This is a genomic window from Candidatus Eisenbacteria bacterium, assembly GCA_016867715.1.
Taxonomy (GTDB): domain Bacteria; phylum Orphanbacterota; class Orphanbacteria; order Orphanbacterales; family Orphanbacteraceae; genus VGIW01.
The window spans coordinates 1-14,200 of the sequence record VGIW01000040.1 but is presented as its reverse complement, the minus strand read 5'-3'; the positions used below and the strand labels follow the sequence as shown (position 1 = coordinate 14,200).

The window sequence follows — 14,200 nt, the reverse complement described above, 5'->3', positions numbered from 1 at the left end:
AGACGACGATCCTCTCGTGCGTTTCTCTTCTTCGGCTCTCGGTTGGGTCACAGAAGGTCGCGCCGCTCGACGTGCCTCACCCCGCGTACGCCGCGCATCGCCTTAAGCACGCGGTTCAGATGCTGCAGGCTCGTGACCTCGAGCAGAAACACCCCCTCCGCCCAGTCCTCCTCGGTCACGAGGTCGGCGCTCCTGATGTTCGTCCCCGTCTTTCCGATCGAACGGGCGAGGTCGGCGAGAAGTCCCTGGCGGTCGGCCGCGCGGACGACGACCTTCACGGGGAACGATTTCCCCTCCTCGACGTCCCACTGCACGACGACGATCCGCTCCGGTTCGTTCCTCCCGGGAGACGCATTCGCGCAATCGGCGCGATGAACGGAAACGCCTCGCCCCCTCGTCACCACGCCGACGATCGGATCGCCCGGGAGCGGCTGGCAGCACTTCGCGAAGCGGACGAGCAGCCTGTCGACCCCTTGGATGTGAACCCCTCTTTCGCTACGGCGCGCGAGATCGATGATCCGCTCAAGCGAGAGTTTCTCGAGCTCCGGCGGCGGCGCCCCCTGCCCCGCGAGGCGAACCGCGACCTGCTTGGCGTTCAGGTCCCCCCGCCCGATCGCCGCAAGAAGCTGCTCCGGATCCTCCATCCCGAACGCCCGGGCCTCCTCGGCGAGCTTCCGGTCGAGGCTTCCCTCGAAGTGCAGGCGCTTCAGCTCCCGATCGAGGATCTCCTTGCCGAGTTGCTTCGACTGTTGGAAGCTCTCCTGATTCAGCCAGTGGCGGATCTTCGTGCGCCCGCGCACGGTCTTCACGATGCCGAGCCAGTCGTGGGTGGGCGAGGCGCTTGCCGACGTGATAATCTCGACCGTCTCGCCGTTCTTCAGCTCGTAGCGGAGGGGAACGATCCGGCCGTTCACCTTCGCCCCAACGCACCGATAGCCCACCTCGGTGTGGACAGCAAACGCGAAATCGAGCGCGGTCGCCCCGCGCGCGAGACGCTTCAGGTCGCCCCCCGGAGTGAAGACGAACACCTCGTGTTGAAACAGTTCGCCCTTAAAGGCCTCCAGGAACTCCGCCGGGTCGGTGAGGTCCTTCTGAAGATCGATGACCTGGTGCAGCCAGCTCATCTCTTCCCCCGACGGATCCTCCTTCCCGATCCCCTCCTTGTATCGCCAGTGAGACGCGATCCCGAACTCGGCGGTGAGGTGCATCCCCCGCGTCCGAATCTGCACCTCCACCATCTCCCCCCTCGGGCCGATCACGGTCGTGTGCAGCGAGCGGTACATGTTCGACTTCGGCGTCGCGATGAAGTCGCGGAAGCGCTCGTGCACCGGCGTGTAGAGGGTGTGAATGACGCCGAGGGCGTGGTAGCAGTCCTTCACCGTGTTCGTCACGACGCGGATCGCGAGAAGATCGTAGATGTCCTCGAGAGGCCGTCCTCGGGCGGTCATCTTGGTGTGGATGCTGTAGAAATGCTTCGCTCGTCCTGTGATCTCCGCCGGGATCCCCGCCTCCCGAAGCTTCGCCTCGATCGGGCCCTTGAACTCCTCGATCGTTCGCTCGCGTTCCTCGCGTTTCGCCGCGATGCGCGTCACGAGATCGCGGTACGCCTCCGGCTCGAGATGCTTGAAGGCCAAATCCTCGAGCTCCCCTTTGATCCGCGCGATGCCGAACCGGTGGGCGAGCGGCGCGTAGATGTCGAGCGTCTCGCGGGCGATGCGCTGGATCTTCTCCGGGGGAAGAAACTGCAGGGTGCGCATGTTGTGCAGTCGATCCGCGAGCTTGATGAGGATGACCCGGATGTCCTTTCCGGTGGAGAGGAGCATGTTTCGGCAGTAGTCCGACTGCTCCTTCTCGGGCGAGGAGAAATGGAGCTGCCCGATCTTGGTCACCCCGGCGACGAGAAGAGCGACCTCCGATCCGAAGCGCTTCTCGACCTCTTCGATCGTCGCGCCCGAATCCTCGACCACATCGTGCAGGAGTCCGGCCGCGATCGTCATCGAGTCGAGCCGGAGCTGATCGAGGATACGAGCGACCTCGAGGGCGTGCGCGAGGAGCGGCTCGCCGGAGCGCCTCGTCTTCCCCGCGAGCTGGCGGCGCGCGTAATCGACCGCCCGATTGAGGAGCGCGCGATCGAGCCCCGCCCGGTCGAGGAACGCGATCTCCTCGTCCAGAGGCTCCGTCTCCGTCAGCGGACGCCCGCCGCTCGCCGGATTCCCTTCACGTTCATCCGGAGGCGGCTCTCCCCTCCCCATCGGTTCTCCTCCAGCGAGAAGGCGAGGTCGAACCGACCGAAGTCGCTCCATTCCTCCGCCTTCTCATGCCCGACCTGAAACGCGATCGCGTCGAGCCGAACTCCCCCGCGTCCCGCGCGAAAGCCCACGTGGTTCTTTCCGACCTCGCGGAATCCGTTCTCCGCGGCGAGGCCGCATGCCATGAGGATCGGCCGCCGGTTCCCCGGCCCGAAGGGCTCCAGCCTCTCGAGCTCGCGCAGAAGCTCCTCGTCGCAATCCGTCATCTCCACCCTCGCGTCGATGAGCAGGCTCCCCGGCGGATCGGCTTGCGCGCGCTTCTTCTCGAACAGCTCTCGAAAGCGCTCCCGAAACGGCTCGATCTTGTCCGCCTCGATCGTGAGGCCGGCCGCGAGCGCGTGCCCGCCGTAGCGAAGGAGGAGATCGGAGCATTCCTCAAGCGCCTCGTGCAGCGGGAAGCCGGGAACGCTTCTCGCCGAGCCCCGCCCCCGCTCCCCCTCGAGCGCGATCAGAACGGCCGGCGCACCGGTCATTTCCTTGATGCGTGAAGCGACAATCCCGATCACCCCCGGGTGCCACTCGCTCGAGGCGAGCACCACCCCTCCCGGTTTCTCCCCTTCGATCCGAGCCGCGGCTTCCTCGAGGATCCGCTCGTCAAGAGCTCTCCTCTCCCGGTTCATCCGATCGAGGTGGAAGGCGAGCTCCCTTGCGCGCGCGCGCGACTCGGTGGTGAGAAGCTCGAGCGCGGGCGCCGCGTCCCCGAGGCGCCCGGCGGCGTTGATCCGCGGGCCGATTCCAAAGGCGACCGCCGCGTAGTCGAGCGGCCGGTCCGCGAGCCCCGCCACCTCGAGGAGCGCGCGAAGCCCGGGTTTCGCGGTCGCCGCGAGGCGCGCGAGCCCCTCGCGCACGAGCACGCGGTTCTCTCCGACGAGCGCGGAAACGTCTGCGATCGTTCCCACCGCAACGAGGTCGAGATCCTCGAGGATCTCGTCGCGCCCGCCGAAGCCGGATGCGGCGAGCGCCTCGGCGAGCTTGTACGCGATCCCGACGCCGGCGAGGTTCTTGTCCGGATAGGGGCAGTCCGCTCGGCGCGGGTCGAGAACGGCCGTTGCCGGCGGGAGCGCGCCTTTCGGTTCGTGATGGTCCGTCACGACGCAGTCGATCCCGCGCTCGACCGCGCGCCGCACGCTCTCCACCGCGGTCACGCCGCAATCGACCGTGATGAGAAGCGCCGCGCCCGCCCTCGCGAGATCGTCCACCGCCTCCGCGGAAAGATCGTACCCTTCGGTCAGCCGGTCCGGAAGGCGCCCGACCGGTTCGCATCCCGCGCGCCGAAGGAAGCGATCGAGAAGAGCGACCGCCGAGATCCCGTCGACGTCGAAGTCGCCGAAGAGACCGATCGTCTCCCCCGTGTCGAGGGCCCGGCGAACCCGAGCGACCGCGGCGTCCATCCCGGCCATGAGCCTGCCGTCGGCGAGATCGTCCAGCGATGGGTTCAGGAAGGAGCGAGCCTGCTCGGGGATGCGATACCCTCGCGACCAGAGGACCCGCGCCGCCAGCGGGTGAACCGCCGCCTCGCGCACGAGCGCGCCCTCCTCCTCTGCGGAGGGACCTTCGGCCAATCTCCAGACAGGCTCGCTCTTCATCGACCCCCCGATTGTTTCTTTCCCGCAGAACGGATCCGCGCGGGAATCCGGGCACCTCATAGCGCATGGTCGATGCGCGGGAGCGGGCGGTAAGCCGGGTTCTGTTCGGCTCCTTGCGAAGCCGCGGCGATCATTTCTCTAGGCCGTGAATTACTTCACGGCTCAAGCGGCCAACCCGAGAATCGAACGAAGCGGGCAGCTTCTCTTCTCCTACGCGGCCTTGCTCCGGATGGGGCTTGCCTAGCCGCCCCCGTCGCCGGGAGCGCTGGCGAGCTCTTACCTCGCCGTTTCACCCTTGCCGGGGAATCCCCCGGCGGTCTCCTTTCTGTTGCGCTTTCCTCGGGATCGCTCCCACTGGGCGTTACCCAGCATCCTGCCCTATGGAGCCCGGACTTTCCTCATGCCGGCCCGAAGGCCCGCACGCGACCGCCTCCCCCGCTCCCGCGAGAGATGCTCGATGCCTACAGTGTAACACTTCCGCCGCCTCCCCGCCCCCCGCGCGCGCCTGCGATCGCCTGTTGCGCGAGACGGTCCGCCTCCCGGTTTTCCTCGCGCGGAATGTGAACGACGCGGCATTCCCGGAGACGGGCGATCCGCTCGCGGGCCTCTCGATGGAGCGGCGCGAGTTCCGGGCTCCGCACCCGGTAGCGTCCGTCGAGCTGGTTCACCAAGAGCTCGCTGTCCAGGAAGATCTCCGCTTCCTCCGCGCCGATGCGGAGAAGCCGCGCGAGCCCCTCGAGAAGAGCCCGATACTCGGCCTGGTTGTTCGTCGCGATCCCGAGAAACACGCTGTAGCGATCGACCTCTCTCCCTCCTTCGTCGAGGATCACTCCCCCCGCGCCCGAAGGGCCCGGGTTCCCGTGGGAGCCGCCGTCGCAGTAGAGGCGGTACGCGTTCCGCCGCTCGGCGAGCGCGCGGAGCGAGGCCCGCACCGCCGAGACCGCGGCCGCTCCATGCTCGCGGCGGAGTTCCTCCCACGCCGCATCCTCGAGAAGCCGCCGCGCGACTGCCGCGATCTTCTCCCGCGCGCCCGCGCTCACCTCGTCACCAGGATTCGACCGCATCCCTCGCACATGAGGAGAATCTTGCGGCCTCGTATCTCGATGAGACGCTGCGGCGGGATGCTGCGGAAGCAGAGGCCGCACGCTCCGTTCCCCGCCTCGGCGAGCGCGATCCCATCCTTTCCGGCGCGGATCCTCTCGTACCGCGCGAGAAGAGCCGTTTCGACTCGCGCCGCTGCCGCCGCACGCTCCTCGCGGGCGCTCGCGATCGTCTCCTCGCACGCGCGCATCTTCTCCTCGACCGCGACCGCCGCGCGCCGCGCGGTCTCCTCGAGCTCCGCCCTCTCTTTCGCGAGATCCGCCTTTCGCTTCTCGAGAGCCTCCGCGCGGTCCATCTCGACGAACACCTCGTCGGCCAGCCGGTCGTTTCTCTCGCGAAGCGCGGCCATCTCGGTTCGAAGCGCGTCGTACTCCCTCTGCGTCTTGACGAGGTTGAGCTGCACGTTGAGGCGGCCGATCGCCTCCGTATTCTTGTCGACCTCCGCCTCTCCCGCCCTCCGGGCGAGGATCGAGCGGCGGAGATCCTCATCGACCGCGCCGAGCTCCGCCGCCGCCTTGCGGAACGCCTCTTCCGCCTCCTCGCGCTCGGCGGGGAGAACCCTCCGCGTCTTCTCGAGGTCCAAGAGAAGCTGATCGACCGTGTCCAAGGCGAGCAGGCTCTCGATCTGTTCCTTCATGTCGGTCACCGCGTTTCTTCTCCCATCAAACGAAAACCCCCTCCTCGTAACGAGGAGGGGGCGGCGCTTCGATCGCGCATGCGAAGGAAGCGGCTCCCGCGCCGGGAGCGCTTCCCCTGCGGGGGATGCTTCGCGCCGCTCCGTTCGCTCGAAAGATCCCCAATCGAATGGTGGGCGATACTGGATTTGAACCAGTGGCCTTCCGCGTGTGAGGCGGACGCTCTAAACCGCTGAGCTAATCGCCCTCGTTCGTTCATCCTTCCGATGCCGTTCGTTCCGGGCTCCGCTCGAGGTGGGCCCACTAGGACTTGAACCTAGGACCTCCTGATTATGAGTCAGTCGCTCTGACCGGCTGAGCTATGGGCCCCGCACCCGCGTTCGCCGACTGCCGAGCCTACGGCATATCGACGTAGCCCTTCAGCTTTCGACTCCGGCTTGGATGCCGCAGCTTGCGCAAGGCCTTCGCCTCGATTTGGCGGACACGCTCCCGCGTGACGTTGAAGATGCTCCCCACCTCTTCGAGGGTCCGCGGACACCCGTCGCCCAGGCCGAACCGGAGCCGGACGACCTTCTCTTCGCGCTTGGTCAACGTGCTGAGCACATGACCCATTTGCTCTTGAAGCATCACGAACGCGGCTGAGTACGCGGGGGACACGACCTTCGTGTCCTCGATGAAGTCCCCCAGGTTCGAGTCCTCGTCCTCGCCGATCGGGCGGTCGAGGGAGATCGGCTCCTGAGCCGCCTTCAGGACCGATTTGATCTTGTCGACCGGGAGATCGAGCCTCCGCGCAATCTCCTCCGGAAGCGGTTCCCGTCCGTATTCCTGAACAAGCCGGCGGGACGTCCGAATCACCTTGTTGATCGCCTCGATCATGTGCACCGGCACGCGGATCGTGCGCGCCTGATCGGCGATCGCGCGCGTGATCGCTTGGCGGATCCACCATGTGGCGTAGGTGCTGAACTTGTACCCTCTCCGGTAGTCGAACTTGTCGACGGCCCTCATGAGACCACTGTTGCCTTCTTGGATCAAGTCCAAAAACTCGAGACCGCGGTTCGTGTACCTCTTCGCGATCGAGATCACGAGCCGCACGTTCGCCTCGATCATCTCGCGCTTCGCGTCCGTGCTTCCCCTCTCACCCGCGTCGATCCGCGCGACCACCTCGCGGAGTTGTTCGCGCGTTCCACGCGCGTCGTGTTCGATCCGGCGAATCTTCTTCTGGGCGTTTCGGACCGCGCGGGAGGCCTCCGCGATCTCTTCCGGCGCCGCAGCGGTTTGCTCGGCGATCGCCTGCCGCCCCTTCTTGGTGCTCGGGGAGATCCTCGCGAGAGCGTGGATCTTCGCGGGAGGAAGCCCGATCGCCGCGGACGCGCGCTCGACCTCGCGGTCCGCTTCCTCGATCTTGCCGGCGAGGGCTCGGACGCGCAGGACGAGACGCTCGATCTGTCTTGGGTGGAGCGTGATCTTCGCCAGCTCCTCCTCGCGCTTCTTGAGGTGTGAAGCCCATTCCTTCGCTTTTCTCTTATCCTTCGGCTCCTGACACCACCGGTCCCCCTCGAGCGCCTCGATGCGCGCGGTGAGCCTCATGATCTTCTGGAGGGCGCGTATCGCTTTCTTTCTCTCCTGATTGGAGGTGACGAAGCTGTTCCCGTCACCCCCCGCCTCGATCTGCAGATAGTCCTCGGCCCGCACCTTCGGGTCGCTCAGCTTGTGGAGGATCGCTTCCAGCTCGCGATAGGACGCCGAGCACAGGAAGAGGGCGCGGCCGACATCGATCTGCCCGTCCTCGATGCGGCGCGCGATCGCGACCTCCCCCTCTCGGTCGAGGAGCGGCACGCGCCCCATCTCGCGAAGATACATCCGGACCGGATCGTCGTACCGGACCGCGGAGGCGGACGGCGCGGGTTCTTTCACCTTCAACTTCGCGGCGACCTGGGCCTCCTTTCGCTTCCGGCCCTCCTCTATCGAGTCGACGACATCGATGTTCATCTCGCCGAAAGCTGCATAGAGGTCGTCCATGTCCTCCAAGGAGGCATCATCGTCTAGGAGGTCGTTCACTTGGTCGTGGGTGATGTACCCCTGACGGAGGCCCAGCTCTTTGAGCTGCGCCAGCTTCCCTTCGGAGGTCTTCTTCTTCATCTCCGTCACTCACTCCTTTCGGCCGAGCGGAAGTGGGCGCCCCAGTCTTCCTCGCGCAGGGACGCCGCGATCCGATGCCTCCGCCTCGCAAGCGCCGCCCGTTCCTCCAAGAGACGGGAACACGCGTCGAGGTCCTTCCGTTCTTCCGCGTCCTTCATTTCATCCTGAACCCGGCGGATCCGCCGGCTGATCTCCTCGTCCCACAAGCAGGCGATGTAGTCGTGCAAACGCTGCAGCGGATCGCCCGCCTCCGCCTCCACGCGAAGGCGTGCGAAGTCGCCGTCGACTCCTTCAAGCGTAAAAATTGACTCGCTCGGATCGATCCCCTTCTCCGCGCAATCGTACAGGGCGTCGAGCAATCGCCGAGCGGGGAGATCCTGCACGACGCACGCGCCCATCGCTTTCCGGATCACGGGGACAAGATCCGGAAACTGGTAACCAAGATAGGCGATTCCGCGCTCCGCTTCCACCAGTCGCCGCGACGCGGTTGGGGACGTTCGGACCGCCTCCGGACGCTCCGCCTCGAGGCCTTTCCGGAGACGCGCCGCCTCGCGATGAAGAACCTCCTCCGGCACGCCGGTCCGCTCGTGCGCCTCACGGATGAGAAGGGCCGTTCGAAGCTCGTCCCGCATCGGGACGAGCACCTCAAGGAGCGAGCGGACCCCGGCTTCCCTATCCCCGCGATGAACCCGGTCGATCAGGAACGGCACGATCGGTTCCGCCCGCGCGATCCGCTCCTTGAGGGCGTCCGCCCCGTCCCGACGGATGACCTCGTCCGGGTCGTCCCCCGCCGGAAGCTCCGCAATCACGGGGGAGAGCCCTTCTCCCGCGAGGGTCGCGAGCGAGCGAAGCGTCGCCTTCAAGCCGGCCTCGTCTCCGTCAAACAGGACCACGACCTTGTCCGTGTAGTTCGAGAGAAGGCGCGCCTGCGCGGGGGTGAACGCCGTGCCGAGCGGCGCGACTGCGTTCCGGAAACCGGCTTGGTGAAGAGCCAGAAGATCAGTGTACCCCTCGACCAGCACCGCGGTCCCCTCGCGCCGGATGTCGCTCCTCGTGATCGAAAGGCCGTACAAGCCCTCTCCCTTGCGGAAGAGCTCCGTTTCGGGCGAGTTCAGATACTTGGGCTCGCCCTCTCCGAGAATCCTCCCCCCGAACCCGATCGTGCGCCCCCCGACGTTCTGGATCGGGAAGAGGAGCCTGTCTCGAAACCGGTCGTACGGGGTCCCTTCCGGCCGCGGAACGAGCAACCCTGCATCGATCAACTCTTCATCCGTGAATCCTTCCGCGCGCGCTCGCTCGCGGAACGTCCTCCACCCGGAGGGAGCGTAGCCGAGGCCGAACCGCTCCGCGGTCTCCGCCGAGAGCCGGCGCTCCTCGAGGAAGCGCTTCGCCGCGGCCGCGGCGGGGCTCTTCAAGGACGTCCGATAGAAGCGCGCCGCCGCGTCCAGAACCGCGTACAAACGCTCGCGCTTCTCGGTCACCCGCCAGTCGGTCCGCTCCGGAATGCGCACGCCCGCCCGCTCGGCGAGGGTGCGGAGCGCGTCCGGGAAACGAACTCCGTCGATCTCCATCAGAAAGCGAAAGACGTCTCCGCCCTTTCCGCAACCGAAGCAGTGAAACGTCTGCCTCTCCGGGCTCACGTGGAACGACGGGGTCTTCTCCTTGTGGAACGGGCAAAGGCCCTTGTAGTTCCTCCCGGCCTTTCGGAGCCTCACGTAGCCCCCGATCACGGCGACGATGTCGTTCGCTGCGCGCACTTCCTCGACGAGGTCCGCCGATCGATCCGCCATCGCTACCCCATCTCCACGACGGTGAAGCCGCCGTTCTCACCGAGCCTAAAGGACTCCACGCGGGGATCCTCCGCCAGCACCGCCCCGACCTCGGCCCGGACCTTCCCCGTCCCGATCCCGTGAATGATCCGCACCGAGGGGAGACCCGAGACCGCCGCTCGGTCGAGAAAGCGATCGAGTGCCGTGCGCGCTTCCTCGATCCGAAGGCCTCGAAGATCGAGCTCGTACGCCGCGTCCTTCGGGGGATTCTCCAGGCCCGCGCCGCGCGGCTTCGCCCTCGTCTTCCCCTTGGGCGGCCCGAGGTCGGATGCGGGGATTTCGAGCCGGATTCCCCCCGTTTCGACGAGCACGCGCCCTTCGCGGTTGGCGAGAGCGACCACCTGTCCGTCCCGGTTCATGCTTCGCACATGAACCATTTGCCCCACCTCGACGGGTTCGGGCACGCGGCGGGGAGCCTCGAGATCCTGCAGCCGCGCCGCGAGCCGCTCCCTTTCCTCCTCGAGCGCGCGATGGGCGCGCCGCACCGCGTCCGTTTCGGCGCCTCCTCCGCGGATCTCGCGGACCACGCGCTCGACGAGAGCCCGCGCGTCGTCGAGAACCCTCTTCGCTTCCGCGGTCTTTGCGCTCTCCCACCGGCGCTTCTCCTCGCCGAAAACCCTCGCCTCCTCGTCCAGACGCGAGGAGAGGGCCGCGATCCGCTCCTTCTCGCCGGCAAGCGCCCGCTCGAGCTCACCCGCGCGGGCGGCGCGCGCCCGCAAGTCGTCGAGGAGGGAGTCGATCTCCCCCTCGGCTCCGGACGAGTAGCCACGGGCGCGCTCGACAACCGCCTCGGGGATTCCGAGACGGGCGGCGATCTCGAGCGCGTGGCTCGTTCCGGGGAACCCAACCTCGAGGCGGTAGGTCGGCCACAACCGCTCCCGATCGAAGGCCATCGACGCGTTCACCATGCCCGGATGCTCGTGCACGAAGATCTTCAGCGATCCGAGATGGGTCGTGACGAACGAAACGGCCCCCCTCGAGTGAATCTCCTCGAGGACGCTCATCGCGAGCGCGGCCCCCTCGGACGGATCGGTCCCGCTCCCGAGCTCGTCGAGAAGGACGAGCGAACCGGGCCCCGCGTCTTCGAGGATCCGCACCATGTGCCGAAGACGCGCCGAGAAACTCGACAGGCTCGACTCGATCGACTGCTCGTCGCCGATGTCCGCGAAGATCTTCTCGAAAAAGGGAAGCTCCGTCCCCTCCTCGGCGGGAACGCCCAGACCGGCTTGCGCCATCAGCGCGAAGAGACCGATCGTCTTGAGCGCCACGGTCTTCCCGCCCGCGTTCGGGCCCGTGAGGACCATCGTGGCCGCTCCTTCCGGAAACTCGATATCTAAAGGAGTCAGGCTCTCCCCCCGTCCGGCAGCGACGAGGGACTTCTCCAGAAGCGGATGCCGTCCCTTTCGAATGCGGATCCGCCCGCCGGACGCGCACTCCGGGATCACCGACCGCGTCTCCCTTGCGAACATCCCCTTCGCCTGCGTGAAGTCGAGAAGGGCGAGGATCTCGCCGTTCCGCGCGAGCGCACCCCCCTCGTCCCTCACGCGGTCGGTCAGGCTTCTGAGGATCCGCCGGACCTCCCGCTCTTCTTCCCGATGGAGGCGGGCGAGCCGGTTGTTCTTCTCGACCGTCTCGATCGGCTCGATGAACACGGTCGCGCCCGACCCGGAGTGGTCGTGGACGATCCCCTCGATCGCGCGCCTCTCCTCTTCCTTCACGGGGAGAACATACCGCCCGTTTCGGAGCGTGATGATCGGCTCCTGCAACGACCGCTGGAGCCGCCTCGAGTGGAGCGTGCGCTCGAGCACCGCGCGCACCTCTTCTCTCGTCGACTCGATCTCGCTCCGGATCGCGGCGAGCTCCGAGCTCGCCCGGTCGACGACGCGCCCGTCCTCGTCGAGACAACGCGCGATCTCCTTTTGCATCGCGGTCAACGGCTCGAGGCCCGAAGCGATCGCCATGAGCTTCGGAGAGGGCTCCGCTTCACCCCTGAAGAAGCGCTTCACGTCGTCCGCCATGCGCGCCATCCGGAGCACTTGAAGAAGCTCCGCAGGCTCGAGGATCGCACCCTCCACGGTCGCCCGCGCGAGGGGCGCGGAGAGGTCGACCGCGCCTCCGAGGGGGATCGTCCCCTTCCGGTCGATGATCCCGAGGACCTCCCGCAGGCGCGCGTGCCGATCGCGCATCGTCTCCGGGGAGACGAAGGGAACCATCCTTTCGGTCCGAGCGGCACCGAGCGGAGAGAGACACTTCCCCCGCACGAGCTCGACGATGCGATTGAACTCGAGGACATCAAGTGCGTGTCGGTTCACGTGAGAAGAATCGCCCCCCGTCAAGTCCGTCCGAGCAAAGCGCGCGATGCGGTGTCGCGGCCGCGGAGGGAATGGGCGGTTGGTTCTTTCAGGCGCCGACCACCGGGGGGGCGGCCTCGGTTCACGGGCCCACGCGCCCTCCCCGCGGCGGGATGAGCGACCGATCGAAGACCGAATCGCTCCCATCGAAAATCCGCTTACCGTAGACCAATGTAGGCGAAGATTCCCCGCCTGTCAAGGCGCAGGGCTCACTTTTTCAACGACTTCCGGGCCTCCGACCTCCCACGGATCGGGCGGCGCGAGGAGAAAAGCCGCCGCCGCCAGCGAAGCGGTCCCCGCGCGGAGGTTCCGCGGCCCGAGAGAGGCCGGTTCCGCCCCTGCCACGAGGAGCGACTTCCTCTCCTCCGCCGTGAGCCCGCCCTCCGGCCCTACGACGACGAGCGCCGTCCCGATCCGCACCTCCCGGGGAAGCGGGGGCGCCTCCCGCTCCATCACGAACGAACGCTCGTGGAGGCGCACGGCGTCGATCACCGCGTCCAGACCGGAGACCGGCTGCACGCTCATGAGCGCCGCCCCGCGCGCCACCTTCATCCCGCTCCGCGCGAGGCGCTCCCACCTCTCAAGCCTCTTCCCTTCCCGAACCCGAGGGCCGCCGGGGACGCTCCTTTCCGAGACGAACGGCTGAAACACGGCAACGCCGATCTCGGCGCACCGTTCGACCACGCGATCCATCTCCTGGCCCTTGAGGAGGCCCGCCGCGAGGGTAATCCGAAGGAGGGGCTCCGCGCGCGAGCGGAACCGCTCGATCACATCCGCCTCCAGGCGCGCGCCCTCCATGCGAAGCCGCGCATGCGCTCCCCATCCCTCGCCGTCGACCGCCGTCACGACCGCTCCGGTCCGCAAGCGGAGCACGCGAAGGATGTGCTCTTCCTCGTCGGGCGGAAAACGGAACGAAGACCTCCGGAGGTCGGAGGGGAGAACATAGAAGAATCGCGAGCGTTCGTCTCGATCTCGAATGGTCACTCTCCCGGCCGGAAAAGGTCCTTCTCGCGCATCTCGCGGAGCAAGTTCTTCTCCTCGCGAGAGGGCTTCTTCGGAACGTGGATGTTCACGCGGACGAGCTCGTCTCCGCGCGCGCTCCCCCTGAGGTGGGGGATCCCCTTTCCGCGGAGGCGGAAGATCTTCCCCGACGGCGTCCCCGCAGGCACGTTCATCTTCACGCGGCCGTCGAGCGAAGGGACCTCGATCGCGTCGCCGAGAACGGCCTGGCCGAAAGAGATCGACACGTCGCAAAGAATGTCGTCGCCGTGCCGCGTGAACGTCTCGTGCGGCAGCTCCTCGATCACGACGACGAGATCCCCCGCGGGTCCGCCGCGCGGCCCCGCGTTCCCCTTGCCTCGTAGCGGTATGTAGTTTCCCGCGGCGACCCCCGCCGGAATCCGGACGGCGACGGTCTCTCGGCTCTCGACGAGACCTTCCCCGCGACAGGCGCCGCACGGCGACTCGATGACGCTCCCCTCTCCCGCGCACATCGGGCAGGGGGTCACGTTCACGAGATGTCCGAGGAACGAGCGTTGGACGACGCGCCGCTCGCCGGTTCCGCGGCATTCCGGGCAGACGCGCGCGCCTGCCCCGCCCGACGCGCCGCTCCCCCCGCATGTGTCGCATCGCACGCGGAGCCGGACCTTGATCTTCTTCTCCGTGCCTGAGGCGATCTCGTCGAGCGACAGCGGAAGTCGGATTTGGACATCGCGCCCGCGCCGAGAGCCGCCGCGCGACCCCCGCTCCTCGCCGAACCCGAACCAGTCGCCGAAGCCGGCCCCGCCGAAGTCGCGCATGAACGCGCGAAGCGCATCGTGGAGGTCGAAGCCGCCCCCGAACCCGCCCCCTTGCGCGCCGCCGAAGGCCCCCTCGAGACCCGCGTGCCCGAGGTGGTCGTAGCGGCTCCGCTTCTCCTTGTCCCGAAGGATCTCGTACGCCTCGGTCGCTTCCTTGAACTTTTCCTCCGCTTCCTTGTTTCCTTGGTTCCGATCGGGATGATGCTGAAACGCGAGCTTCCGGTAGGCCTTCTTGATCTCCTCCTCGGAGGCCTCCCGCCCGACGCCGAGGACATCATAATAGTCCCGCTTCGACATTCTCGTTTCCACGGCCCGCGAGCCCGTTCCCGCCTACTTCTTCTTCCCTTCGTCCTCGTCCACGACCTCAAAGTCCGCTTCGACCGCTTCGCCGTCCGCCTTCGCGCCTTCTCCGCCGGCCGATCCCGCGGGACGCGCGGAGGAGGCGCCCTCG

Annotated in this window: 9 protein-coding genes, 2 tRNA genes and 1 other RNA gene; all 12 read right to left on the bottom strand. The window is 67.2% G+C overall.

What is annotated here, in order from left to right:
- Positions 1-47: 47 nt before the first annotated feature.
- The 12 genes from FJY73_08415 to dnaJ all read right to left on the bottom strand — a co-directional run bounded on the left by FJY73_08415 (position 48) and on the right by dnaJ (position 14,046).
- Positions 48-2,252: a bifunctional (p)ppGpp synthetase/guanosine-3',5'-bis(diphosphate) 3'-pyrophosphohydrolase gene (locus tag FJY73_08415; protein MBM3320680.1), complete on the bottom strand. Its 2,205-nt coding sequence runs from the start codon at positions 2,250-2,252 to the stop codon at positions 48-50.
- On the bottom strand, positions 2,186-3,895 hold the full coding sequence (recJ, locus tag FJY73_08410; protein ID MBM3320679.1) for a single-stranded-DNA-specific exonuclease RecJ: 1,710 nt from the start codon (positions 3,893-3,895) through the stop codon (positions 2,186-2,188). The genes FJY73_08415 and recJ overlap by 67 nt, the downstream gene beginning before the upstream one ends.
- A 74-nt stretch (positions 3,896-3,969) precedes the next feature.
- Positions 3,970-4,338, bottom strand: an RNA gene (gene rnpB / locus FJY73_08405) — RNase P RNA component class A.
- Positions 4,339-4,356: 18 nt separating this feature from the next.
- Positions 4,357-4,959, bottom strand: coding sequence for a ribonuclease HI family protein (locus tag FJY73_08400; protein MBM3320678.1), 603 nt, complete (start codon positions 4,957-4,959; stop codon positions 4,357-4,359).
- Positions 4,932-5,642, bottom strand: coding sequence for a hypothetical protein (locus FJY73_08395; GenBank protein MBM3320677.1), 711 nt, complete (start codon positions 5,640-5,642; stop codon positions 4,932-4,934). The genes FJY73_08400 and FJY73_08395 overlap by 28 nt, the downstream gene beginning before the upstream one ends.
- A 159-nt stretch (positions 5,643-5,801) precedes the next feature.
- Positions 5,802-5,878 (bottom strand) — tRNA-Val (locus FJY73_08390).
- Between the two features lie 48 nt (positions 5,879-5,926).
- A tRNA-Ile gene (locus FJY73_08385) sits at positions 5,927-6,000 on the bottom strand.
- A 27-nt stretch (positions 6,001-6,027) separates the two neighbouring features.
- Entirely contained in the window at positions 6,028-7,770 is a 1,743-nt protein-coding gene (gene rpoD / locus FJY73_08380) for an RNA polymerase sigma factor RpoD (GenBank protein ID MBM3320676.1), read from the bottom strand.
- Between the two features lie 5 nt (positions 7,771-7,775).
- The gene (locus FJY73_08375; protein MBM3320675.1) at positions 7,776-9,560 is read right to left on the bottom strand and encodes a DNA primase; all 1,785 of its coding nucleotides are present in this window, start codon (positions 9,558-9,560) and stop codon (positions 7,776-7,778) included.
- 2 nt (positions 9,561-9,562) lie between these two features.
- A complete protein-coding gene (locus tag FJY73_08370; protein ID MBM3320674.1) occupies positions 9,563-11,911 on the bottom strand; it encodes an endonuclease MutS2 in 2,349 nt (782 codons plus the stop codon).
- 234 nt (positions 11,912-12,145) lie between these two features.
- Complete coding sequence (locus FJY73_08365; GenBank protein MBM3320673.1) at positions 12,146-12,934, bottom strand: 16S rRNA (uracil(1498)-N(3))-methyltransferase; 789 nt, start codon at positions 12,932-12,934, stop codon at positions 12,146-12,148.
- The gene (dnaJ, locus tag FJY73_08360) at positions 12,931-14,046 is read right to left on the bottom strand and encodes a molecular chaperone DnaJ (protein ID MBM3320672.1); all 1,116 of its coding nucleotides are present in this window, start codon (positions 14,044-14,046) and stop codon (positions 12,931-12,933) included. Before dnaJ ends, FJY73_08365 begins: the two co-directional genes overlap by 4 nt.
- Positions 14,047-14,200 lie beyond the last annotated feature (154 nt).